General features: G+C 45.7%; 20 protein-coding genes. 16 read left to right on the top strand and 4 right to left on the bottom strand.

Translation table 11 applies throughout. The annotated features are described in order from the left end of the window. Positions 1 to 101: 101 nt before the first annotated feature. The gene (locus tag DYADSP32_RS17120) at positions 102 to 1,904 is read right to left on the bottom strand and encodes a sensor histidine kinase (protein WP_149241606.1); all 1,803 of its coding nucleotides are present in this window, start codon (positions 1,902 to 1,904) and stop codon (positions 102 to 104) included. 170 nt (positions 1,905 to 2,074) lie between these two features. Between DYADSP32_RS17120 and DYADSP32_RS17115 the strand changes: the two genes are divergently transcribed. The 15 genes from DYADSP32_RS17115 to DYADSP32_RS17045 all read left to right on the top strand — a co-directional run bounded on the left by DYADSP32_RS17115 (position 2,075) and on the right by DYADSP32_RS17045 (position 18,712). Further along, on the top strand, positions 2,075 to 2,860 hold the full coding sequence (locus tag DYADSP32_RS17115) for a T9SS type A sorting domain-containing protein (protein ID WP_149241607.1): 786 nt from the start codon (positions 2,075 to 2,077) through the stop codon (positions 2,858 to 2,860). Between the two features lie 153 nt (positions 2,861 to 3,013). Next, positions 3,014 to 3,589 (top strand): adenylate kinase, encoded by a 576-nt coding sequence (locus DYADSP32_RS17110; protein ID WP_149241608.1) that lies wholly within the window; start codon positions 3,014 to 3,016, stop codon positions 3,587 to 3,589. Positions 3,590 to 3,684: 95 nt separating this feature from the next. After that, the gene (gene obgE / locus DYADSP32_RS17105) at positions 3,685 to 4,689 is read left to right on the top strand and encodes a GTPase ObgE (RefSeq protein ID WP_149241609.1); all 1,005 of its coding nucleotides are present in this window, start codon (positions 3,685 to 3,687) and stop codon (positions 4,687 to 4,689) included. 101 nt (positions 4,690 to 4,790) lie between these two features. Next, positions 4,791 to 7,958: a sialate O-acetylesterase gene (locus DYADSP32_RS17100; protein ID WP_149241610.1), complete on the top strand. Its 3,168-nt coding sequence runs from the start codon at positions 4,791 to 4,793 to the stop codon at positions 7,956 to 7,958. A gap of 186 nt (positions 7,959 to 8,144) precedes the next feature. Continuing rightward, on the top strand, positions 8,145 to 10,277 hold the full coding sequence (locus tag DYADSP32_RS17095; RefSeq protein ID WP_414617859.1) for a sialate O-acetylesterase: 2,133 nt from the start codon (positions 8,145 to 8,147) through the stop codon (positions 10,275 to 10,277). Between the two features lie 195 nt (positions 10,278 to 10,472). After that, positions 10,473 to 10,847: an NADH-quinone oxidoreductase subunit A gene (locus tag DYADSP32_RS17090; protein WP_149241611.1), complete on the top strand. Its 375-nt coding sequence runs from the start codon at positions 10,473 to 10,475 to the stop codon at positions 10,845 to 10,847. Positions 10,848 to 10,964: 117 nt separating this feature from the next. Continuing rightward, positions 10,965 to 11,507 (top strand): NADH-quinone oxidoreductase subunit B, encoded by a 543-nt coding sequence (locus DYADSP32_RS17085; RefSeq protein ID WP_149241612.1) that lies wholly within the window; start codon positions 10,965 to 10,967, stop codon positions 11,505 to 11,507. Positions 11,508 to 11,516: 9 nt separating this feature from the next. After that, entirely contained in the window at positions 11,517 to 12,017 is a 501-nt protein-coding gene (locus DYADSP32_RS17080) for an NADH-quinone oxidoreductase subunit C (RefSeq protein WP_149241613.1), read from the top strand. 24 nt (positions 12,018 to 12,041) lie between these two features. Next, positions 12,042 to 13,268 carry an NADH dehydrogenase (quinone) subunit D gene (gene nuoD / locus DYADSP32_RS17075; RefSeq protein WP_149241614.1) on the top strand — a complete coding sequence of 409 codons (1,227 nt, stop codon included), beginning with the start codon at positions 12,042 to 12,044 and terminating at the stop codon, positions 13,266 to 13,268. A 61-nt stretch (positions 13,269 to 13,329) separates the two neighbouring features. Continuing rightward, entirely contained in the window at positions 13,330 to 13,830 is a 501-nt protein-coding gene (gene nuoE, locus DYADSP32_RS17070; protein WP_149241615.1) for an NADH-quinone oxidoreductase subunit NuoE, read from the top strand. Positions 13,831 to 13,939: 109 nt separating this feature from the next. Beyond that, positions 13,940 to 15,280 (top strand): NADH-quinone oxidoreductase subunit NuoF, encoded by a 1,341-nt coding sequence (nuoF, locus tag DYADSP32_RS17065; protein WP_149241616.1) that lies wholly within the window; start codon positions 13,940 to 13,942, stop codon positions 15,278 to 15,280. A 30-nt stretch (positions 15,281 to 15,310) separates the two neighbouring features. Next, a complete protein-coding gene (locus DYADSP32_RS17060) occupies positions 15,311 to 16,426 on the top strand; it encodes a 2Fe-2S iron-sulfur cluster-binding protein (protein WP_149241617.1) in 1,116 nt (371 codons plus the stop codon). 38 nt (positions 16,427 to 16,464) lie between these two features. Next, positions 16,465 to 17,544, top strand: coding sequence for an NADH-quinone oxidoreductase subunit NuoH (gene nuoH / locus DYADSP32_RS17055; RefSeq protein WP_149241618.1), 1,080 nt, complete (start codon positions 16,465 to 16,467; stop codon positions 17,542 to 17,544). A gap of 19 nt (positions 17,545 to 17,563) precedes the next feature. Then, positions 17,564 to 18,160, top strand: coding sequence for a NuoI/complex I 23 kDa subunit family protein (locus DYADSP32_RS17050; RefSeq protein WP_149241619.1), 597 nt, complete (start codon positions 17,564 to 17,566; stop codon positions 18,158 to 18,160). Positions 18,161 to 18,193: 33 nt separating this feature from the next. Continuing rightward, positions 18,194 to 18,712, top strand: a complete 519-nt coding sequence (locus DYADSP32_RS17045; protein WP_149241620.1) for an NADH-quinone oxidoreductase subunit J — start codon at positions 18,194 to 18,196, stop codon at positions 18,710 to 18,712. A gap of 129 nt (positions 18,713 to 18,841) precedes the next feature. Here DYADSP32_RS17045 and gcvP read toward each other — a convergent pair whose 3' ends face one another. The 3 genes from gcvP to DYADSP32_RS17030 all read right to left on the bottom strand — a co-directional run bounded on the left by gcvP (position 18,842) and on the right by DYADSP32_RS17030 (position 23,406). Further along, complete coding sequence (gene gcvP, locus DYADSP32_RS17040) at positions 18,842 to 21,730, bottom strand: aminomethyl-transferring glycine dehydrogenase (protein ID WP_149241621.1); 2,889 nt, start codon at positions 21,728 to 21,730, stop codon at positions 18,842 to 18,844. Between the two features lie 133 nt (positions 21,731 to 21,863). After that, positions 21,864 to 22,070, bottom strand: a complete 207-nt coding sequence (locus tag DYADSP32_RS17035; protein ID WP_149241622.1) for a hypothetical protein — start codon at positions 22,068 to 22,070, stop codon at positions 21,864 to 21,866. Positions 22,071 to 22,152: 82 nt separating this feature from the next. Then, positions 22,153 to 23,406, bottom strand: a complete 1,254-nt coding sequence (locus DYADSP32_RS17030) for a metallophosphoesterase (RefSeq protein WP_149241623.1) — start codon at positions 23,404 to 23,406, stop codon at positions 22,153 to 22,155. Between the two features lie 161 nt (positions 23,407 to 23,567). Between DYADSP32_RS17030 and DYADSP32_RS17025 the strand changes: the two genes are divergently transcribed. Beyond that, complete coding sequence (locus DYADSP32_RS17025; protein ID WP_414617858.1) at positions 23,568 to 23,789, top strand: hypothetical protein; 222 nt, start codon at positions 23,568 to 23,570, stop codon at positions 23,787 to 23,789. Positions 23,790 to 23,811 lie beyond the last annotated feature (22 nt).

The raw sequence follows: 23,811 nt of genomic DNA, 5'->3' as shown, positions 1-23,811 counted from the left end.
AGATAAAATTAGCGACTGATCGCAGGTTGCTGTCTTAAAAAGACGGCAAGTTAGGATTTGCAGCGCATATTTTCACGCGGTTGCTTTGAGATTAATCCATTTCAGCTCGTGGCCACTGAGCTTGGAAGCCATATTGTAAAAGTACTTCCTTCGCCTGGTTTGCTATCGACTGACACGGTACCATGATGCTCTTCAACCATCTTTTTTACATAGCTTAGTCCAAGCCCAAAACCTTTTACATCATGGACATTGCCCGTTGGTACACGGTAGAAAGTGTCAAAAATCCGTTGCAGCTGATCGCGGTTCATGCCCAAACCTTTGTCGGAAATGGCCACGGCAATACCCGCATTTTCGTTCCATGTTTTGAGCGAAAGCTTAAGTTTTTCGGGTGAATATTTGATGGCATTGTCGATCAGGTTGTTCAACACATTCGAAACATGCAGCTCGTCGCAGGAGACAATTTCCTCGGAGGCGTCAAATTCCAACTCTATTTCCCCATGCTTCTGTTCAATCTGAACACTTTGCCCGTTCAGCACCTTTTCAATCAGATCATGAATATTGACAGGGGTTAATTTTAATTTTACTTCCCCTTTATCCAGCAAAGCCATCTGCAGGACTTTCTCCACATGCGTGCCCAGCCGTTTGTTCTCCTCGCTGATAATACCCAGATATCGCTGCAGTTTAGGGGCCATGGGTGCCTCAGGACTTTTCAATGAATTCTCCTGCGCCATCTCTGTTGCCAAAGCGATGGTGGAAATAGGCGTTTTGAATTCATGGGTCATGTTATTGATAAAATCATTCTTGATGTCGGAGAGTTTTTTCTGATGTAAAATGGTGGTTACCGCCATGTAGAAACAGGCCATAATCACCAAAATCAAAATACCTGAACCGCCAAACATCACGCTCATATTGCCCAGGATATATTTTTGCTGATCGGGGAAGTGCACGTAAAGCGAATTTTGGCCCTGCATGGTTTCACTAGGGAATAAGGATGCCTTGTACGAGCGGCCTTCCCATGCGCCAGGCTTCATGGACGCCGTAGAAAATAGCAGCGTATTGCCTCCGGCCCCTTGCACAGCAAAATCAAATGGAAGGCGAATACCACTTTCGGTAAATTCTTTTCGTAGGAGAGTATCCAGCAAAAATCGGTTGACACGTTCCCGCAATGGTCGTTTGGTGTACATGAGATCTTTCATGACCTCTCGCAAAAGATCGGCTTTGTCCAGGTCACCCAATCCGGTGTTGAGCGATGCTCCGCTGTTTACTTTGGTGCGGGATGTTTTCCTCAACTTTTTTGAAATGGTGTCGGGCCGAGGGGAGAGCATCATAGATGATGACTTGCGGTTCGGATCTGTGAAGGCATCACGAAAAGCATTTCCGAGATTTTCCTCCTCCTCCATCCTTCTTCTCATAAAGGCGTCCATGCCTGCGATCCCAAATTGCTGAGCCTGAAAAAACTCATCAATGATCCGCTGGTGGTCCACCATGATTCTCAGGTTTGGGCTCAGTACGTCGGAAGCAATTGTCTCCCCATTTGTCTGGTAAGTTATCTCCTCTCCGTTGGGGCCTATGGCTATTTCCAGCCTGGATGGTTTGGACGGCGCTTTCTCCCGTTTGACAACACTGTTCTTCTCCGTCCGTTTGATGGGCATATTTCGCAGCTGTGCAATCCGATCCAGCCTGCTTTTCTGCTGTTCGGTTTCAATGCGCTGCTGGAGGAGATACATCATTTCCTGTTTTTCCAGCTTATGAACCACCTCCTGAACCGACTCGGCCACCTTTTGGTTGAATTGCTCATTACGAATCGTGATGGCCTCCTGTATCCAATACCATTGAAAGCCGATAAGCCCGATCATGGCCAGGCACATTAATCCAATAATTATCTGAATTTTCCGCTTCGACATTTATATACAGTTAGCCGTGCAACGTGGCCAAATCTTTTTACGACTATAATTTACCAAACAAATTTACTACCCTAAACCGAACGCAACACGCATTTAACAAAATTTAACAACAACTGGAAATCAGTACGATATACATTTGCAAATCATTTAACTTTAAAACCATTAGCGCCATGAATCACCAGTTTTTCAATCGGTTTACGCTTTCATTTCTCCTTGTGAGCGGAGTCATTTTCCATCAAAATTCTTTTGCGCAAGAGGGCGCGGACAACAAAAAAACCACCATTCGTATCAAAGCTACGGAAGACAAGGATGGTAGAATCAGAAATATTGAAAAAAAGTATCGCGTAGCCGAAATGAGTGAGGAACAGCGGCAGGAATTTATTGATAAAGCCGTTGATTCACTGAATATCGCCAAAGAGAATCGCAGGAGCCTTTCTGTTACGGTAGATGACGGAGATCAGTCAACCGTGACAAGCAACAGGCGACGCAGGATCATCGATCATCCCGAACATGCGGATGCCATGGCGTTTAGCTGGGCCGACGATTTTGCCGAAAACTTTGATTCGGAAAAATTCAGGTCACACATGCGGAATTTCGAAAGAGAGTTTAAGCCGAAGGCTAGAATCGTGATGAAGGATATGGAAAATTTTGGAGACCGGATGGGGGATTTCTGGGCCAAAGAAATAATGAAACCTTCCACAGTCCGTGACTTGAATGTGTACGCAAATAATCCCGACAACGGCGTTTTAAATCTGCGTTTTAAGGTGCCACAAAAAGGCGATGTGAGCATTTCCGTAACGGATACCCGCGGAAAGGAAGTGGCAAAAAAGGAAATAAAGGATTTTAGCGGTGATTTTGTAGGGCAGGTGGAAGTAAAGAAAAATACCAAAGGGACTCTTTTTGTAACTGTAATCCAGAATGAAGACGGAGCAACCCGTCGTGTGGTGGTTCCTTAATAAAATTTCTTAGAAACCCGGGTCCCTAAGGTCACTACGACCTTAGGGACTTTTTTATTGAAAATAATTAATAGTATTAGCCTGTCTTTTAGTAAGAATCGTAAATTTGTCGAAAATCCACCATAATCTGCGACATCCAATTATTTAAGCCACATGCTGAATCTTATACTGTTTGGCCCTCCCGGTGCGGGAAAAGGAACTCAAAGTGAAAAAATCATTGCAAAATACAAGCTTATTCACCTCTCCACAGGGGATCTGCTGCGCTCTGAAATTCAAAAAGGTTCGGAATTAGGACTCAAAGCCAAAACGCTCATGGATCAGGGAATTTTGGTTCCTGATGAAGTGGTGATCGGGATGATAGAAAATAAACTAAAGGAGCACAAAGGCAGTCCCGGGTTTATTTTTGACGGATTTCCCAGGACTGTAGCCCAGTCCGAAGCGCTGGATGCACTCTTAAAAAGTTACGATGAGCGTATTTCCGTAATGATAGCGCTTGTGGTAGACGACAATGAGTTATTGACGCGGTTGCTGAACAGAGGAAAAACGTCCGGTCGCCCCGATGATCAGAACGAGGCTTTAATTAGCAAACGAATTCACGAATACAATAGCAAGACGATGCCTGTTGCAGAATATTACCGCCTGCAGGATAAGTATGTGGCAATAAATGGGATAGGCGATATAGAGGAAATATTCGATGCTATTTCAAAAGCAATAGACGCGCATACCTAGTTAGCCGGACAGCAAGTTGTCTGTTTGGACTGATTCTTTTAATGCTTTTGAGACAACAGAATTTATTCTCACACACCATCACCCAATAACCAATTATGGCCTCTTCCAACTTTATCGATTATGTAAAAATAAATGTTCGCTCCGGAGCCGGAGGAGCAGGGTCTTTACATTTTCGTCGCGAAAAGCATGTGGAAAAGGGAGGGCCTGATGGCGGCGATGGTGGCCGGGGAGGACATGTGATCCTGAAAGGCAGCACGCAACTGTGGACTTTGCTGCATCTAAAATATACCAAGCATATCAAAGCTTTCGACGGCAAGGGAGGCGAAGGGGGGCGAAGGTCCGGGTCCATCGGAAAAGATATTATACTCGAAGTTCCGCTGGGAACAATCGCAAAGGATGCCGAATCCGGTGAACAACTTTTTGAAATTACCCGGGACGGTGAAGAGGTTATTCTGATGCGTGGCGGACGAGGTGGAATGGGCAATGATCATTTTAAATCCGCGACGAATCAAACGCCGCAACATGCCCAGCCCGGAGAGCCTGGACTTGAATCCTGGATCATTTTAGAGTTGAAAGTACTGGCAGATGTAGGTTTGGTTGGCTTCCCGAATGCTGGAAAATCCACGTTGCTCTCTGCGGTTTCGGCTGCAAGACCCGAAATCGCCGATTATCCTTTTACCACACTCGTTCCCAATCTGGGGGTGGTTTCCTATCGGGATTACAAATCATTTGTCATGGCCGACATCCCGGGTATCATTGAAGGAGCCTCACAGGGTAAGGGTTTAGGCCTTAGGTTTTTAAGACATATTGAGCGTAATTCCATTCTGCTGTTTATGATACCCGCTGACTGCAGCGATATCAGTGCCGAATATCAAACATTACTACACGAGTTAAAGACATACAATCCTTCCCTTCTCGATAAGAATCGAATGTTGGCTATTTCTAAAATAGACATGCTCAACGAGGCGGAGCGATTAGATATTGAGGCTACATTGCCCAAGGACATCCCCGCCATTTACATCTCCGCAATTACCCAGGAAGGAATAGAACAACTAAAAGATAGGATTTGGGATATGATTAACGCGCCTTTGGCCGTTTAATAGATTCCTCCCCATTTTTAACTATTGAAAGCAACCATTTGATGATTTTTGTGTCATCATTATAATTGTTTGTGCTCTGTTATGTAATTTCTTGTTTTCGCATGAGGTATTTTTTACACACTTTTGTTTCAATTGGGATAGTATTTTTTGGAGTAATTAGGGCTTCCGCTGAGATTAAAATTAAATTTCCTTCCGAAAGGGCCGTATTCCAGCGTGATAAAAATAATACGGCTACCATCTATATTTCTGGAATTTACACAAAAGTTATTGACCGTGTAGAGGCGAAGTTGAGCCCGATACAGGGTGGAGAGACCGTCGAATGGACCACCATTCAATCCAATGTGCAAGGTGGAGCATATAACGGAAGCCTTCAGGCTAAGGGTGGGTGGTATCGGCTTGAGATTCGCGGATGGAGAGGGGATCAGCTTATTGATACCCGGCAGCTGGACCGGGTGGGCGTGGGCGAAGTGTTCCTCATTGCAGGCCAGTCCAATGCCCAGGGATATAATAACATGGGTAGTACCCGTGCCAACGACGATAGGGTTAGTTGTGTGTCTGCCACTCCGTCTAGCCCGGATGATGATCCTAATTTTTCATACCCCTCCTTCTCACACCTCGAATCCGATTCAAAAATCCCTCCTCGCGGTCACTCTTCCTGGGCCTGGGGCAAACTGGGAGACATACTGGCCAATCGTTATGGAGTGCCCATTCTTTTTTACAATGCAGGATGGTATGGCTCGGCTGCCAGGAACTGGCAGCAAAGCCTCAATGGGGGATATACGGAGTCGGTCTATAAAGCAGGTGAAAGATATGAACCGCAAGGGAGCCCATACATCATGATGAAGTCGGTACTGCAGTATTATGTTCCGATTACCGGCATAAGAGGAGTTCTTTGGTTGCAGGGTGAGGCTGATAACGATATTAATACAGGAACCGATTCTTACTACAATGATATCAAGGCACTCATCGAAAAAAGTAGAACGGATAGTGGGAAAAATTTATCGTGGATGCTTTCATTAACCAGTTACAGCAACCGCAGTGGATTCGATAATGCCGTGATTGATGGGCAAAAGAAAGTTATTTCTTCTGTATCAAATGTTTTTACCGGACCCAACACCGATCAGATTCAGGTGCCGAGAATCGATGATCAGGGTGTACACTTTCTGAATGAAGGACTAGCCCAATTGGGGGAGGCCTGGGGAAATCAGATCAATGATGATTTTATGGCCCGTTCCGAACCACATCCCGGCCTGAGACCACTTCAGATAAGTATTTCCTGTGCGGGAAATAATACGGTAAGACTGAATGTCAACGGTGATGGGTACAATTCATTCAGCTGGAACAATGGGCAAAATACCAGTAACGTACAGGTGGGCAACGGAAGTTACCGTGTTTCCGCCAGGGATAATACGGGAAATACGATTGTATCTCCGGAAATAGAAATTTATGAAACTGTACAGCCGCCACAGCCAAACATATCCATACAGGGAAGCAATCCTATTTGCAGAGGAAACACTTCTACACTTATTTCCAGCATCCAGGATGGTATAAAATGGAATACCGGTAGTGAAGGTGATCGAATCACTGTGAGCACCGCGGGTGACTACAGTGTCAATATCGAGAACGTTTATGGTTGTGAATCATCTGCAAAAGTCTCGGTTGGCGTTATCGATTCCCCTCTTCCTGAGAAACCCACAATTTCCACATCAGGAGCTACCATATTTTGCGACGGAGGCGAAGTGAGGCTGACGTCCAGTTCAAAGGTAAAAAATGTCTGGAGCAATGGATCAGGAGACGCAACCATCTCGGTCAGGTCTTCCGGTGATTTCAGAGTGATGGCCCTGGACGACAAGGGGTGTTACTCTCCTGAGTCGGATGTAGCCTCCGTAAAGGTGAATCCATTGCCTGCGAAGCCAGTCATATTGTTGAGCAGATCCACCACGTTTTGTGCCAACGAAGAACTGATCATGACCTCCAGCTATGACAATGGCAATACATGGAGTACCAGCGCTACCTCGAAATCAATCACGGTGACCACAGAGGGTGATTTTAACCTCAAACAGACAGATGGTAACGGATGTGTATCGATGTCGGATGGTATTACGACCAAAGTTAACCCGCTTCCGGCGACGCCAACGGTTACCGCTTTGAGGCCTACCACGTTTTGTGAAAGAGATTATACGGTTCTTCAGGGAAGTGAGGCTTATCAGTACGTTTGGAGTAATGGTTCAAATGGTCGCGAAGTTCAGATATATGAATCGGGAAATTATACCCTTTCCTCCCGTGATGCAAATGGCTGTATTTCTGTTCCATCGCCGGCATTGCAGGTCACCCGCAACCCCTTGCCATCCAGGCCGGTTATTACGGCAGACGGGCCAACTACATTTTGTGCAGACCTCAGTGTGAATCTTTCATCTGATGATGCCCCGGCTTACTTATGGAGTAATGGCGCTACGACCAAAACCGTGAAAATCAATACGGCCGGATCGTTTACCGTTCAAAAAATCAGTGAATTCAACTGCTTCTCCGATCCGTCCAATTCCATCGGCACGCAGACCCTGGCTTTGCCACCTGCACCGGCGGTTCGCGCTTTGGACGTTACTGCGTTCTGCGATGGCGATTTCGTGGATCTGGTAGCGAGCAACGGCGATGTGTTTTTCTGGAATAATGGCGTGGAAAACGATACCCTGCGTGTACCGGAATCGGGTGAATACGCAGCCAGGATCAGAGACAATGTGGGTTGCTTTTCACCTTATTCTGCTAAGATTGTGGTGGAGGCAAAGCCTAATCCTGCCAAGCCGGAAATTGTCAAAACGGGTGTTTACACCCTATTGGCTCAAAACAACCTCAATGCAGGTAAATACATCTGGCAGTATGGTTCTACTGTTTTGGTAGATACGACCGCCACCATCAAAGCCAATAATCCGGGGAGCTACGTGGTGAGTAATTCCGTTGTTTACAGTGCTACCCTGACCTGTGTATCTCCTTTTTCAGAACCTTTCACGCTTTTCGTAAATAATCAGGACCAATTTGTCGCTTATCCCAATCCCAGTACCACGGGCCGCGTTACGCTTGAGACGATGCAAAATCTTTTTAATGTGAAAATTCAGGTAATGGATCTTAGAGGTGTTGTTCACAAAAACTACTCGGTGCCTGTATTCAAATTCCCTTATACGGTTGACCTATCGGACCTTCCAAACGCGCTGTACCTAATCAGGTTAAACTCCAGTGTGTTGAATGAGACTCAAAAGATCATTTTAGCCAGATGACGAACCGTCACCCAATTGCCATTCAATCAAAAAAGTGGAATAGTTATATTATACCAAAAATAATCTCGTAAATTTGGCCTCGATTTGGTGAAAATGGTTTTCACGACACCCTTAATTTCTCCGGTTCGGAACCTGAGAAATTTACAGTTCAAAATTCAAATGCATAACAATCCTGTTACTCTTGTAATGATCAGATTATTACTGTTGTTGACTCTCTTGCCTGCCACAGTATTTTCACAGATTAAAATTGTTTCTCCCACACCACGTGCGGTTTTTCAGCGTGAAATTAGCGGGCAACGTGAAATTAATATTTCCGGAACTTTTGATGTTCCCATTGATAAAATCGAAGTAAGAGCGGTGCCGGTCATAGGCGGGCAGGGAATAGAAACAGCCTGGAAAGATTTGCAGCTTACCCCAAAAGGTGGCGTATTTTCGGGCAACATTACTTTATACGGCGGATGGTATACGGTCGAGGTGCGGGCTACCAGGGGTGGTAATGTAGTAGGACGGGATGTCCTGGAAAGGCTTGGGGTAGGAGAGGTTTTTATTATAGCCGGGCAGTCCAATGCCCAAGGCCTTCATTCGGACCCGGGTCCGGGTGCAGAGGATGATAGAGTCGTTTATGTTTCCAACTATGTAAACGATAACATTGACTTGCTGACGGATCCTCCCCGTGCACAGTTTTCCAAACTTGCGGACAACACCAATTTTATGGGTCCCAGAGGCCAAACCCCTTGGTGTTGGGGTATTTTGGGGGATCTGTTGGTTAAAAGACTGAACGTACCCGTACTGTTTATCAACACGGCCTGGGAAGGTACAGCAGTTGAAAACTGGCAAAAAAGTGCGGATAATCTTCCAACTTTCAACTATTACAGCGGAGGTACTTATATCTATCCTCCTGGTATGCCATATGCGAACTTGAAAGTGGCGGTGAAGACCTATGGGTCTCAATATGGAATGAGAGCAGTGCTCTGGATGCAAGGTGAAGCGGATGCATTGTTCCAAACCACGGCTCAGGATTACAAAATCCGTCTTCAAAGGGTTATAAATAAGTTGGGTGAGCATGCTTCAAAAAGAATTACCTGGGTAATAGCACGAACGTCCAGAACCACACAAACTTCAAGACCATTTGTGCCGTATTTTAGTGCATCGGTAATAGGAGCCCAAAACGCGGTCATCGAGACCCCTTTCAATGCAACCTATCCTGGCCCGGAAACAGATAATATTTATCCAAACCGGGGCGATGGTACTCACTTTGTTGGAGACGCATTGTCTCCGGATTATAGAAAACAAACGCTTGAAGCACTTACCCTTCTTGCCAACGCCTGGAACCAGTCATTGGATAATAATTTTTTTGCAACCGTTACGCCGGCTGCACCTGCAGCACTTCCGGCATTAGCTGCCACCTGCGTTACTGAAAATAATGCCGTATCCATTTCGCTGCCTGAGGGCTACACCTCTTATGTTTGGAACAACGGGCAGACCGGCCGGACGATTACGGTTACGAAGGCAGGAACTTATTTTGCTACAGTTAAGGATCAGGGAGGTAATTCCATTCTTACTTCCACCGTTGTGCTTTCGAATGATGCCAAACCAACTCCTCCAACCATATTGCCGCAGGGAGAACAGCAGGCTTGTGCCAACGAAGGGATCGTTTTCAGAACCATTGGCAGGGATATATATAGCTGGTACAAGGATGCGGCAAATACCGCTCTGGTAACCGGTGACTCTGTCAATGTTAAGGAAAGCGGCACCTATACGGTGAGAGCCCAGAACATTTTCGGTTGTGTTTCAGACCTTTCACAGGGTTCTAAATTAACCGTTCGTCCGCAAATTCCTAAGCCTGTTATTGAATCGTCGGGGCCGTTCAGTATTACGGCCACGATTGCTGAGGATATGGGTGAAAAGTATAGCTGGAGGAGGCCTGGAATCGAAACGGATACAATCGCAGACATTATAAAAATATTGAAGACAGGCACTTACACGGCCAAAGCGCAGGTAACTTATGCCTTGGGAGCAAATTTATTGACATGTTATTCGGACACGGCCTCCAAAAACTTCATTACCATTGAGACTAACGACCTCGTATTTTACCCAAACCCAAGTACGCTTGATTTTATATATGTGGAGTCCCGTGACGACATCCGAGATGCGGAGATTACAGTGTATGACATGTTTGGCAGGGTTCTGGCTACCGAGACCATTCCGTTGCTGAATAGCAGGGTGCCATTCCGGATCAAAAATCTGGCTTCGGGCAAGTATATTGTGCGCATAAAAGGGTCGGAGCAAACGGTTACAAAACAAATAGTGGTTAGATAACCATATAAAATATTCTTTTTTTACCAAATGAGCCCCGGGTAGTCGGGGCTTATTTAGTATCATACTAATTAGGCAAAAGAAGAAGTAAAGAATTTGATTGATAAATTTGCAAAGGCTAATTTTGACAGTTAGAGAGGACAGTTTTATTTGCTCTTTTCTGCAACCTTTTGGTACATAAACTGAAATTCAGGATCAATGAACAATACGTATCTTCCATCCGATTATTTGCCCATATTGGTTCAATTTATTTTGGCTGCCGGCTTCATAGGTGGTACAATGATTGTAACCCACTTAATTGGCCCAAGTCGTAAAAGCAAGAAAAAGGATGATCCGTTCGAATGCGGCATTGAATCTGTTGGTGACGCGAGAACACCTATTTCGGTGAAGTATTTTCTGGTTGCTATTCTTTTTGTGCTGTTCGACGTGGAAGTCATTTTTATGTATCCATGGGCGGTTAATTTTAAGCAACTGGGAATGTTTGGTTTCCTTGAAATGTTACTGTTTATGGCACTTCTCCTTTCGGGATTTTACTATGTGATCAAGAAAGGGGTTCTGAACTGGGAGGAATAGATGTGGCCATGGCCATAGCAATCACCCATGAGCTTAAACAAGGATCGGCCGTAAGGTCTAAGACAAGAGAATACCAGACAGAATACTGTTTGGCTGAAGCTAAAAGCTAATCAACATATGAAAGAAGTAACGATAGTAGAGTCACCACAGGGACACAGCGGATCCGGGTTTTTTGCCACTTCATTTGACGAGGTAATCGGGTTGGCCCGAAGCTATTCGTTATGGCCGCTTCCATTCGCTACGTCATGTTGCGGGATTGAGTTCATGGCTACGATGGGTGCACATTATGATATCTCCCGATTTGGATCCGAACGACCCAGCTTTTCGCCACGTCAGGCTGATTTGCTGATGGTAATGGGTACCATCGCAAAAAAAATGGCGCCTGTTGTAAAACAAGTTTATTTACAGATGGCAGAACCCCGCTGGGTATTGTCGGTGGGTGCTTGTGCCTCCAGTGGTGGTATTTTTGATACATACAGCGTATTACAGGGTATTGACCGAATTATTCCTGTGGACGTGTATGTTCCAGGTTGTCCGCCCCGCCCTGAGCAAATCATTGACGGATTAATGCAAATTCAGCATCTTACGCGTAATGAATCGCTGCGCAGGCGGAATACCGACGAATACCAAAATTTACTGGCATCATATAATATTCAATAACTGCTTATTATGCTAACTAATCAGGAAGTAGCTGAAACTCTTTTGGAAAGATTTGGTGAGCAGGTATATGACTTTGATGAGCCCTATGGATTGCTTACCCTGTCCACCACGCGTGAAGAGATTATACCGGTTCTGGAATTCCTTAAGAACCACAAAAGCTATCAGATTAACTTTTTGACAGACCTTACTGCCGTACATTATCCGGACGACGCGGGCCGTGAGTTTGCTGTTGTCTATCACGCGCATTCACTGGTCCAAAACTTTCGGATCAGGATAAAGGTGTTTATTGCCGAGGCCGATATTCATATTCCTTCTGCCACCGGACTTTATGCCTGTGCTAACTGGATGGAGCGGGAAACTTACGATTTCTATGGGATTCTGTTTGACGGGCATCCCAATTTGACTAGAATACTTAACATTGAGGAGATGGATTATTTTCCAATGCGTAAAGAATATCCATTGGAAGACGCAACCCGAGAGGATAAAATTGATGCGCTTTTTGGTCGATAACCATTTTACCGAATAGAGTGACTTATGGCAGATATTGAATTGTTACCACATAATGTTCCTTCCAAATCGGATTTGCCCGAGTTGATAGAGGAGCTCACAACCCTCAATCTTGGCCCGACACACCCGGCAACGCACGGTATTTTTCAGAATATCCTTAAAATGGATGGGGAAAAGATCGTTTCCGGTGAGCAAACCATTGGCTACATTCACAGGGCATTTGAGAAGATTGCTGAAAGACGTCCGTTGTATCAGATCACAACCCTGACCGACCGGATGAATTACTGCTCGTCTCCGATCAACAACTTCGGCTGGCACATGACGGTTGAAAAATTGCTCCAGATCGAGGTTCCGAAGCGCGCCCAGTATATCAGGGTGATTATGATGGAGCTTGCCCGGATTTCCGACCACCTGATTTGCAACAGTATTCTTGGGGTAGACACCGGTGCATTCTCCGGGTTCCTTTACGTGATGCAAAAACGAGAGGATATCTACGAAATATATGAGGAGGTTTGTGGCGCCAGGCTCACAACAAACATGGGCAGGATTGGTGGTATGGAGCGGGATCTGTCGAGCACAGCCATCCGTAAGATCCGCAATTTTATTAAGACTTTCCCGCCGGTTTTGAAGGAATTTGAAAAGCTGATGAGCCGCAACCGGATTTTCATGGATCGTACCATCAATGTGGGTCCTATTTCCGCACAACGGGCACTGGACTACGGATTTACCGGCCCTAACCTGCGTGCAGCCGGTGTGGACTATGATGTGCGCGTAATGAATCCGTATTCTTCATACGAGGACTTCGATTTTATTATACCCATTGGGCAGCATGGCGACACGTTTGACCGGTACAATGTACGGATTGAAGAAATGTGGCAAAGTCTGAGTATTGTGGAACAGGCAATGAACAACCTTCCCGAAGGGCCTTATTATGCCGATGCTCCTGAATACTATCTGCCACCCAAAAAGGAGGTGTACAATAACATGGAGGCGCTCATTTACCATTTCAAAATTGTGATGGGTGAAATTGATGCCCCTATTGGAGAAGTGTACCACGCTGTGGAAGGTGGAAATGGTGAACTTGGGTTTTATTTGATCAGTGATGGCGGACGTGCACCGTACCGTTTACATTTCAGGAGACCTAGTTTCATTTATTATCAGGCTTACCCTGAGATGTGTAAGGGAAGTACACTTTCGGATGCTATTCTTACGATGAGCAGCCTGAATGTAATTGCCGGAGAGCTGGATGCCTGATTATATTTCCCTGGGGGGAAAATATATTTATAAATATTGATTCTAAGAAGAGCAGATAAATATCATGACCGAAACACCGAATCGCGTTGCATTTACGCCGGAACGACTGGAGAAGGTAAAGGAAGTTATATTACGTTATCCCGAAGGACGGCAGAAGTCGGCCTTGTTGCCTGTGTTACACATTGCTCAGGAACAATGGGGGTGGGTCAGCAGTGAGGTGATGGATTATGTAGCCGAGATTTTGAATATTGCACCCGTAGAAGTGTATGAAGTGGCTTCTTTTTACACGATGTTTCACCTGGATCCGGTAGGTAAGCATGTCATTGAATATTGCAGAACAGGCCCTTGCTGCCTGATGGGCGGTGAGGAGATATACGATTATCTAAAACAAAAACTTGGAATTCAGCCCGGACAAACAACTCCCGACGGTCTATTCACCATTAAGGAAGTAGAGTGCCTGGCAGCCTGTGGTTGGGGGCCGGTGTTTCAGATCCGTGAGAAATATTACATGAATCTCACAAGAGAAAAGGTTGACGAAATTATTGAGGAATTGAGCAAGTAGCAGATTTTGTTCGCTCATACCTGTTGTTACGCAGTCCGCTGTTACCAACTAATACGACTTATTTTGGCATTCCAAAGGCTTCATAAGCCTTATATTTACGAGTTACAATATGGCAAAGAAGATATTAACGGAACATATCAATGTCCCAGGTATTGAAACCTTCGAGGTTTACCGTAAAAACGGAGGTTATGCTGCCGTCGAAAAGGCACTGAAAACGCTTACCCCCGAAGAGGTTGTTGAAGAAGCAAAAAAGTCAGGGATAAGAGGAAGAGGCGGTGCCGGATTTCCAATGGGAATGAAGTGGGGTTTTCTTGCAAAACCTGAGGGGGTGCCGCGTTATCTGGTTTGCAATGCCGATGAATCGGAGCCGGGTACATTCAAGGATCATCATCTGATGAAATGTCTGCCGCACTTGCTCATTGAAGGAATGATCGTTTCCAGCTACGCCTTGGGTGCGAACAAATCTTTCATATACGTGCGTGGTGAGTTGATGTATGTGATTCGTATCCTGGAAAAGGCCATTGCGGAGGCAACGGCTAATGGTTTTTTGGGAAAAAATATACTGGGTACTGGTTACGACCTGGAACTGGTAGTGCAACCCGGTGGAGGGGCCTATATCTGTGGAGAAGAAACGGCTCTTCTGGAGTCTTTGGAGGGCAAAAGAGGTAATCCGAGAAATAAGCCCCCATTTCCTGCAGTTAAAGGTTTATATCAAAGTCCAACCGTTGTCAATAACGTAGAATCCATTGCTAATATGCCCTGGGTGATCAACAACGGCGGAGAGGCTTATGCGTCTATAGGTATTGGAAGAAGTACAGGAACAAAACTTATCTCCGCTTCCGGTCATATAGAGAAGCCGGGTGTTTATGAAATAGAACTCGGTGTAAGCGTTGAAGAATTCCTCAATTCGGATGAATATTGCGGAGGAATCAGAAAGGGGCATCAGTTGAAGGCACTTGTGGCCGGAGGATCGTCGGTGCCCATTCTACCGGCACATTTGATCATGAAAACGGCAAACGGAGAAGATCGGCTCATGTCGTACGAATCCCTTTCTGATGGTGGTTTTGCAACCGGCACGATGCTGGGATCGGGCGGATTTATTGTGTTCGATGAAACGGCATGCATCGTGCGTAATACCTGGAATTTCTCACGCTTCTACCACCATGAATCGTGTGGGCAATGCAGTCCATGCCGTGAAGGAACCGGCTGGATGGAAAAGGTACTACACCGCATTGAGCATGGCCATGGCAGTATGCATGATATTGATTTGCTGGTGGATATCGCAAAAAAAATAGAAGGGAATACAATTTGCCCGCTTGGTGATGCGGCTGCATGGCCCGTAGCAAGTGCGATTCGCCATTTCCGTGACGAGTTCGTGTGGCATATTACGCACCCTGTTGAAGCCTCCCGGCCGGGAGCAGTTTATCAGGGTGAAATGGTATTGGCTTAAAAATTCAGGTGTGATTCCGGATAAAAGAAAATGGAAGAAGTAAAACCACAATTGATAAAAATAACCTTCGATGGTATCGAGGTAGAAGTAGAACCGGGAACGACCATCATGCAGGCGGCAAGGAAAATCGCCGAAGCAGATGAGAGTCAGGGAGGGCTGGTTCCTCCTGCCATGTGCTACTATAAGCCCCTGCCAGCATCTGGAGGGAAATGTCGGGCTTGTCTGGTACGTGTGGCGCAAGGTTCTGCGAAGGATCCACGTCCCATGCCAAAGCTTGTACCGTCCTGTATCACTCAGGTGCAGGAGGGCATGGTGGTTGAAAATACCACCAATCAGGCTGTTCTGGATACACGGAAAAGTATCGTTGAGTTTTTATTGATCAATCATCCGCTTGACTGCCCGGTTTGTGATCAGGCTGGTGAATGTCATCTTCAGGATTTTGCATTTGAACATGGATCGGCCAAAACCCGATACGAGGAAGAGCGTCGTACTTTTGAGAAAATCGACATTGGCCCACATATTCAGCTGCACATGACGCGCTGTATACTGTGTTACCGGTGTGTGTACACCGCGGATCAGATAACGGATAAAAGGGTGCATGGTGTGATGAACCGGGGCGATGCTTCCGAGATCAGTACCTACATCGAGAATGTCATTGATAATGATTTTTCCGGAAACGTGATAGACGTATGTCCGGTTGGCGCACTGACGGATAAAACATATCGATTCAAGAATAGGGTGTGGTTTTCTAAACCCGAGGAAGCGCATTGCGATTGTGACAAATGCTCAGGAAATGTCACACTGTGGTACAGGGGAGATGAAGTGATCCGTGTAACCGCCAGGAAAAATACCTGGGGTGAGGTCAATGAGTTTATCTGTAACACATGCAGGTTCGACCGGAAGAAAACGAGTGACTGGACTCTGGAAGGACCCACCAAAGTGAAACGCAGCTCTGTTATTTCAGCGAATAAGTATAGAGCCGATTTGGTCAGGAAACCGGACTTTGCCCTTAAATTGGCAGCTACGCAATTCAAGTTGATCGATGATTCCCGTCCCTATATTACAGATGAGGAAACAATTCGTCAGCAGAGTATCGAAAATAACGATAAGGCAAATCATCGTTCGCTGGCAGCACAGAACAACTAATCTGGATAAGCAAAAAGTACAGAAACAGGGATCAGAATATGGAGTTAACAAAATTTATAATCAAGTCGGCAACAATACTGGTTATTTTCGTAGTCACATTGCTTATTGCCATGTACTCAACCTGGGCTGAACGTAAAGTTGCCGGTTTTATCCAGGATAGAGAAGGCCCTAACAGGGCTGGATGGGGCGGCATGTTTCAGCCTCTGGCTGATGCCGGTAAAATGTTTTTTAAAGAGGATTTTATACCTGCCATGGCCAATAAATGGCTTTTCATAGCCGGACCCAGCCTGGCTATGCTCACGGCAATGCTTGCCAGTGCGGTGATCCCGTTTGGAAGTACATTCCGATATGGCGATTATGAGGTAGTCGTGCAGGGTGTGGAGTCCAATATTGGTATTCTTTATGTTTTCGGTGTAGTTGCCCTGGGCGTTTACGGTATCATGATCGGTGGTTGGGCTTCTAACAACAAGTTTTCCCTGTTGGGCGCGATCAGAGCAGCTTCTCAAAATATCAGTTATGAAGTGGCCATGGGGCTTTCTCTGATCGCTATCCTGATGATGAGTGGTTCACTTTCACTGGGTGAAATTGTAGCGCAGCAGCACGGTGCCAACTGGAACATATTTTACCAGCCGCTCGGATTTCTTATTTTTCTGACCTGCTCATTCGCGGAGTGTAACCGGGTTCCTTTCGATTTACCCGAATGCGAAACTGAACTGGTGGGTGGCTATCATACCGAATATGGAAGTATGAAACTGGGATTTTATCTCTTTGCAGAATACGTGAACATGTTTATTTCTTCTGCGATTATCTCGGTGCTCTATTTCGGAGGGTATAACTACCCTGGTATGGACTGGGTTTACACACAACTTACAGGAGCCTTAGGTCCGATAACCGGACATAACATTGCCACTTTGGTAGGGACGGCAGTCTTCTTTGGGAAAGCACTTTTCTTTGTCTTTTTCTATATGTGGGTGCGTTGGACACTTCCTCGTTTCCGTTATGATCAATTGATGAACCTGGGCTGGAAGAAGTTGATTCCCCTTGCTATTTTTAATATCATCATTACCGGGGCTGCAGTGCTTTTTTTGAAGCCTGTTATCACTTCCTGGTTGAATTAAGTTAAAACAGAGTTTTGCCATGCAGCAACTGACAAACCGTTCGAAGCAAGTAAGCAATAAAGAAATGACGCTGATGGAGCGGGCTTACCTTCCGGCTATTGCCACGGGACTTGCCATTACCATCAAGCATTTTTTTTCGAAAAAGGTTACAATTAATTATCCGGAGGTTAAGCGGTATCTGGGGCCCGTGTTCCGGGGCAGGCATATTCTTAAGCGTGACGAGCAGGGACGTGAACGTTGTACAGCCTGTGGGCTGTGCGCAGTGGCATGTCCTGCGGAGGCCATTTCCATGGTAGCAGCGGAGCGCGAAAAGGGAGAAGAAACATTGTACAGAGAAGAAAAATACGCGGCTGTATATGAAGTAAATATGTTGCGTTGCATTTTCTGCGGACTTTGTGAAGAAGCTTGCCCGAAACAGGCCGTGTATCTTCGTCATGATGAGTTCATTCCGGTATTTATGGAACGTGACGAAGTGATATGGGGAAAGGATCTGTTGGTTGAAGACATGAACAACCGCTATACCCGGGAGGCGTGGACCAAGGAAGAGGCGCACTTGCTGGACTCTAAAAGGGCGAATGGAGAAGTAACCAACGTTGTGCCCCGGGCTATTCCCTGACCTGTTAAATCTGAAACTGATATTTAAAATCATATGACGTCGGCTATTTCCTTTTTTTACTTTCTATCGTCACTCACCGTGCTTAGTGCGTTGATGGTGATTCTTTCGAAAAATCCTATTCATAGCGTGCTGTACCTGATCCTTACATTTTTTACCTTGTCGGGACACTACATTTTATTGAACGCTCAGTTTCTGGCGGCCGTAAATATTATTGTATATGCGGGTGCTATTATGGTTTTATTCCTTTTCGTAATCATGTTTTTAAATATGAAGCAGGATCATGAGGAGTCGAAAACAAATCTCACCAAGGTGGCAGCTGCCATCGTAGGCGGCACGGTGTTTGTTATATTATTTGGTGCTTATCGTAAGAGTGTGATTCCGGGTTATGATCCCACTACCTTTGATTCACAGGTGGGTATGATCGAGAACTTAGGGGCATTATTGTTTAGGGATTATCTGCTTCCTTTTGAACTTGCGTCGATTCTTTTGCTGGTGGCCATGGTTGGTGCCGTGATGTTGGGTAAAAGAGAAGTTGGCGAGCGACACTTTTAATTTTGGTTCGAAGAAAATGAGCGGATTGAGAAATTCGCTTTTTTTATGCCTGGTCGCGAATGATGTGAACAAAAAATGAGCCGCTCCTTTCGAAACGGCTCATTTTTTTAGTGGTTCGAATAATATGGTTTACTCCACTTCGGCGTACGCATCAACAGGTATACACGCACAAATGAGGTTCCTGTCTCCGTAGGCGCTGTCGATACGACTTGCCGAGGGCCAGAATTTGTTAAAACGCAGGTGCGGTAACGGAAACACCGCCTTCTCCCGGCTGTACGACCGATTCCAGCTTTCACTCATGACCACCCGGGCGGTATGTGGTGCGTTTTTCAGTACGTTATCTGTTCGATCTGAAATTCCTTCTTCTATTTCTCTGATTTCGTTTCTGATGGCAATCATGGTATCGCAGAAGCGATCCAGTTCGGCTTTGGATTCGGATTCAGTTGGTTCAATCATCAAGGTGCCGGCAACCGGGAAGGACAAAGTAGGTGCATGGAAGCCGTAATCCATGAGCCGTTTTGCCAGATCCTCCGCCTCTACGCCCAAAGCTTTAAACGGACGGCAATCCAGTATCATTTCATGTGCACAACGTCCGTTGGTACCTGTGTAGAGAACTTCAAAGTGGCCATTCAGCCGATCTTTAATATAGTTGGCATTGAGAATTGCGTATTTCGTCGCATTGGTCAGGCCCTCGCCACCCATCATGGCAATGTAAGCATGTGAGATAGTCAGGATACTGGCACTACCATACGGAGCAGCGGAAACAGCACCAGCTTCACCGTTTTGTAAATGTTCGGGAAGGGTGTTGAAATTAACATGACTTGGAAGGAAAGGAACCAGATGCTCTGCCACACCAATCGGCCCTACGCCCGGCCCACCACCACCATGCGGAATACAGAAGGTTTTGTGCAGATTCAGGTGGCAAACGTCTGCTCCAATGGTTGCCGGACTCGTAAGTCCCACCTGAGCGTTCATATTTGCCCCGTCCATGTACACTTGTCCGCCGTGTGCGTGGATCATTTCACAAATCTGAATAATACTCTCTTCATAAACCCCGTGCGTGGATGGATAGGTAACCATCAAACACGATAGCTCATTTTTATATTGTTCTGCTTTTGCTTCCAGGTCAGCCACGTCGATATTGCCGCGCTCATCACACTTGCTTACTACTACTTTCATTCCTGCCATCACTGCCGACGCAGGATTGGTTCCATGCGCTGAGGAAGGAATTAAGGCAACATTCCTGTGAAAATCACCTCTGCTTTCGTGGTAGGCACGTATCGCCAACAGTCCTGCATATTCACCCTGAGCTCCCGAGTTGGGTTGGAACGACATGGCAGCAAAGCCGGTAATCTCACAAAGCCACATATTCAGTTCGCTGACCAGCTGAGCATATCCGCCAACCTGATTGGTAGGTGCGAAAGGATGAATAGCACCAAACTCCGGCCAGGTGAGCGGGATCATTTCGGTCGTTGCATTGAGTTTCATGGTGCAACTTCCCAAAGAAATCATAGAATGTACCAGGGAAAGATCCTTATTCTCAAGTGATTTCAGATAACGCAGCATCTCGTGTTCCGTGTGATGCGTATTAAATACCGGATGCGTTAGGTAAGGCGTTGTCCGAATCAGATTTTCAGGCAGTTCGAACTCCAGTTCTTCGTCAATGACCAGCTCACCCTGAAAGCCGGATACTTCGGCAAATACATTGAGCAAGGTAATCACGTCGTCAAACGACTTTGCCTCGTCAAAAGAAACACTGACACTTTCGTCCTTATTGAATTTAAGATTAATCCCCCATTTTAATGATTCTTCACGTAGCTTTCTGGAAAGGGGTGTCTTTATCGTCACCGTATCAAAATACGCGTCGGTAAGCACTTCGTAGTGAAACTTTTTGATCGTCTCCACAAACAGGCGTGTTTTACCGTGAATGCGCGCCGCTATGGTTTTGATCCCTTCCGGACCATGGTATACGGCGTAGGATCCGGCTATTACTGCAAGGAGCACTTGCGCCGTACAAATATTTGAGGTCGCTTTTTCTCTTCGAATATGCTGCTCTCTGGTCTGCAGTGCCATTCTAAGCGCTCGGTTTCCTTCTGAGTCCATCGAAACACCGATAATCCGACCCGGGATATGACGTTTAAATGCGTCTTTGGTCGCAAAATACGCAGCGTGAGGACCACCGTAACCCATCGGAACCCCGAATCGCTGCGAGGAGCCTATGACCACGTCAGCACCCATTTCACCCGGTGCTTTGAGAATGGCCAGTGACAAAAGATCAGCGGCCACAGCGACTGAAATATTGAGTTCGTGCGCGGAGGCGATAAAATCGCTATAGTCAATAACTGCTCCGTTTGTAGCAGGATACTGTACCAAAACGCCATATAGATTTTCATCTGTAAGATCTGCCAGTGCATGGTTCCCTACAATCACATTGATACCAATGGGCTTGGCCCGGGTATAAATCAGGTCGATGGTCTGAGGATGACAGAGTTCAGAAACAAAAAAAGTATCGGCTTTTTTCTTGGAAGCGGGTCTCTGCCCGTGCAGCATGGTCATGGCTTCGGCCGCCGCCGTGGCTTCATCCAGCAGAGAGGCATTTGCTATTTCCATCCCGGTGAGATCGCATATTACGGTCTGGAAATTAAGTAGCATTTCTAGGCGCCCCTGCGCAATTTCTGCCTGGTAAGGCGTGTAGGCTGTGTACCAGGCCGGATTTTCAAGTACATTTCTCAGGATTACATTTGGCGTAATCGTATCGTAGTAACCTGTTCCTATATAGGATTTCAGAATGGCATTTTTAGAGGCAACTTTCCGGATCGACTTCAGGAATTCCTGTTCTGATTTTGGGGAAGGCAGGTTTAATGGTTTTGCCAGACGTATGGCTGAGGGAAGTGTTTGATCGATCAGTTCATCCAGTGATGAAGCGCCAACAGTATAAAGCATTTCCTGCAATTCTTTTTCATCTTTCCCGTGGTGACGGTTTTCGAATTTATCCTGGCTTCGAAGATTAATTTTCATTAACAAATGGGTCTAACAATGCTGTTGGTAATGTTTATAAAATACAAAAGTAAGCAAAAGCTGTCGAATCTTTAATGGATTGACAGGAATGCTTACTCTTGAATTTATACAAAAATGTAATCGTTAAATTTTTTCAGTGTTTGGGACAGCCGCAATCCGTTTTGCGTTTGAAAATGCCCAGTATTTTCTTGGATTTTGGTTTATGGTACCCCTTGTTTTTCTTGCGTTTACCGAAAATTTTCTCGGTTTGGGTACTCACTGGACTGGCTTTGACGAGTTGTGCCCCGCCAACCGAGAACAATAGCGCGGATAGCAGGAATAGTGCAACGATTTTTTTCATAAAATTTTAATTTTACCCTAGTACCTTTAACGTTCTAAGTCACACTCAAGTATGAGTCTCCTACTTTAAACTTGTCCTTGCCTCAGGCTCTTACCAATTCCAGCATCGTTATTTCTGGTAAAATACCTACACGTCCTGGGTAACCCAGATAACCGAATCCGCGATTAACGTATAAGTACTGGTTGTCTTCCTGATATAATCCAGCCCATTCCTTGTATCTATACTGGGATGGACTCCATTTCAGTTTGCCAATTTCGACTCCGAACTGCATGCCATGTGTATGGCCTGCGAAGGCCAGGTCAATGTCGTTGTATTGTGGTAATACCTGTGTCCGCCAGTGGCTTGGATCGTGTGATAAAAGTAATTTTACAGGGAAATCCTGTGTTCCGCGGTGTGCCTTTTCCAGGTTGCCGTACTGGGCAAATTTTACTCCCCAGTTCTGGATACCGATCAAACCAATTTCTTCGCCATCAACCCTTATTGCTTTGTTCTCATCAAGCATAAGATTCCACCCCATGAGTTTGTGTGCTTCTTTCAGATCTGCCAGGTTCCGACGTTTTGCATCCATACTAGCCCATTGAAAGTAATCGCCATAGTCGTGATTGCCGAGTGTTGAATGGACGCCGAGGGGTGCTTTGAGTTTGTCGAAAATATGGATATAGTCTTCGACTTCACTGGCCCGGTCATTGACAAGGTCGCCGGTAAAAAACACAAGATCCGGCTTTTCTTTCATCATCATTTCCACGCCACCCTTTACTGCGGTTTTGTTAAAAAAACTTCCGGAATGAATGTCCGAAAGCTGACCGATCTTGATTCCGTCGAAAGCTTTGGGAAGATTTTTAAGGGGAACTCTTACGCGCCGGATACGATAATCATGAGCACCCGATATAATGCCAAAAGCAAACGTCCCCATCAGGCCCGCCCCGGCTACCATCGCTGTTTTGGCAAGAAACTCCGAACGGGGAATTGCTGTTTCGCCAGTTTCAGGAGAGACCGGGAGTGCCGATGGAAATATGAAACCTAACAGCCACTGAAATAACCGACGAACATCATCAATAAGCAGAACCAGGACTGCCAGTAATTTGGATAGATACGGGATCGCGATGAAGGCCAGAATGAAGGTTCTTGTGGTTCTGCCAAAAAAATCGGGGGGCAACAGTTGCATCCCCACATAGGCGATCAGTGTGGCGACCGTAAAGCTCCAGTAGCCGAAGGAAATCCATTTTTGGGTTACGGGTGTAAGATTGCGAATCGCCAGGCGAAGACCTTGCCACACGTACCAGTCAATGGCAATAAGTATGAATGCTAAAATTATAAAAAAGAAAGAACGGTTCATTTTACCAGATTATTGATATATCATGGATCAACGTCACCTGAAATTTTCTCGTTCGCAAGAGGGTTCTGATTTTTTACAGGAGGAAATTAACTCTATTTCAATGGCACCGTGGAAATGTTAAACGGCAAAAATTGTAATTTTGCCAAAAATAAGAAAATGATATGATGGAAGCATTTGACTTCAAGAGATACCACATTCGCTCAATGAATGCTTCTGACGAGGAGCGGGCAGCCCTCAATCTGGAACTGAGAAACCTGTACGAATCCCTTTCTGCGGAAGATAAGGTAACATTCAATGACCAGCTTCAGAAATTTTTGGCCAGTGAAGTAGGCCGTATCAAATCGGACTACGAGTCTGTCCACGGGCTCAACCAGCCCAATTAATCTGAGCTGACAGATCTGGTTA

The organism is Dyadobacter sp. 32, from assembly GCF_902506755.1.
Taxonomy (GTDB): domain Bacteria; phylum Bacteroidota; class Bacteroidia; order Cytophagales; family Spirosomataceae; genus Dyadobacter.
This window is presented reverse-complemented; position numbering and strand designations above follow the sequence as displayed.

Bases quoted from the DNA above. Each gene is read 5' to 3' on its own strand.
- DYADSP32_RS17050 (WP_149241619.1), top strand. From the start codon at position 17,564: ATGCAGCAACTGACAAACCGTTCGAAGCAAGTAAGCAATAAAGAAATG.
- gcvP (WP_149241621.1), bottom strand. From the start codon at position 21,730: ATGAAAATTAATCTTCGAAGCCAGGATAAATTCGAAAACCGTCACCAC.
- DYADSP32_RS17060 (WP_149241617.1), top strand. From the start codon at position 15,311: ATGGAAGAAGTAAAACCACAATTGATAAAAATAACCTTCGATGGTATC.
- DYADSP32_RS17110 (WP_149241608.1), top strand. From the start codon at position 3,014: ATGCTGAATCTTATACTGTTTGGCCCTCCCGGTGCGGGAAAAGGAACT.
- DYADSP32_RS17100 (WP_149241610.1), top strand. From the start codon at position 4,791: ATGAGGTATTTTTTACACACTTTTGTTTCAATTGGGATAGTATTTTTT.
- DYADSP32_RS17120 (WP_149241606.1), bottom strand. From the start codon at position 1,904: ATGTCGAAGCGGAAAATTCAGATAATTATTGGATTAATGTGCCTGGCC.
- nuoH (WP_149241618.1), top strand. From the start codon at position 16,465: ATGGAGTTAACAAAATTTATAATCAAGTCGGCAACAATACTGGTTATT.
- DYADSP32_RS17025 (WP_414617858.1), top strand. From the start codon at position 23,568: ATGATGGAAGCATTTGACTTCAAGAGATACCACATTCGCTCAATGAAT.
- DYADSP32_RS17035 (WP_149241622.1), bottom strand. From the start codon at position 22,070: ATGAAAAAAATCGTTGCACTATTCCTGCTATCCGCGCTATTGTTCTCG.
- DYADSP32_RS17080 (WP_149241613.1), top strand. From the start codon at position 11,517: ATGCTAACTAATCAGGAAGTAGCTGAAACTCTTTTGGAAAGATTTGGT.
- nuoF (WP_149241616.1), top strand. From the start codon at position 13,940: ATGGCAAAGAAGATATTAACGGAACATATCAATGTCCCAGGTATTGAA.
- DYADSP32_RS17030 (WP_149241623.1), bottom strand. From the start codon at position 23,406: ATGAACCGTTCTTTCTTTTTTATAATTTTAGCATTCATACTTATTGCC.
- obgE (WP_149241609.1), top strand. From the start codon at position 3,685: ATGGCCTCTTCCAACTTTATCGATTATGTAAAAATAAATGTTCGCTCC.
- DYADSP32_RS17085 (WP_149241612.1), top strand. From the start codon at position 10,965: ATGAAAGAAGTAACGATAGTAGAGTCACCACAGGGACACAGCGGATCC.
- DYADSP32_RS17045 (WP_149241620.1), top strand. From the start codon at position 18,194: ATGACGTCGGCTATTTCCTTTTTTTACTTTCTATCGTCACTCACCGTG.
- nuoD (WP_149241614.1), top strand. From the start codon at position 12,042: ATGGCAGATATTGAATTGTTACCACATAATGTTCCTTCCAAATCGGAT.
- DYADSP32_RS17115 (WP_149241607.1), top strand. From the start codon at position 2,075: ATGAATCACCAGTTTTTCAATCGGTTTACGCTTTCATTTCTCCTTGTG.
- DYADSP32_RS17090 (WP_149241611.1), top strand. From the start codon at position 10,473: ATGAACAATACGTATCTTCCATCCGATTATTTGCCCATATTGGTTCAA.
- DYADSP32_RS17095 (WP_414617859.1), top strand. From the start codon at position 8,145: ATGATCAGATTATTACTGTTGTTGACTCTCTTGCCTGCCACAGTATTT.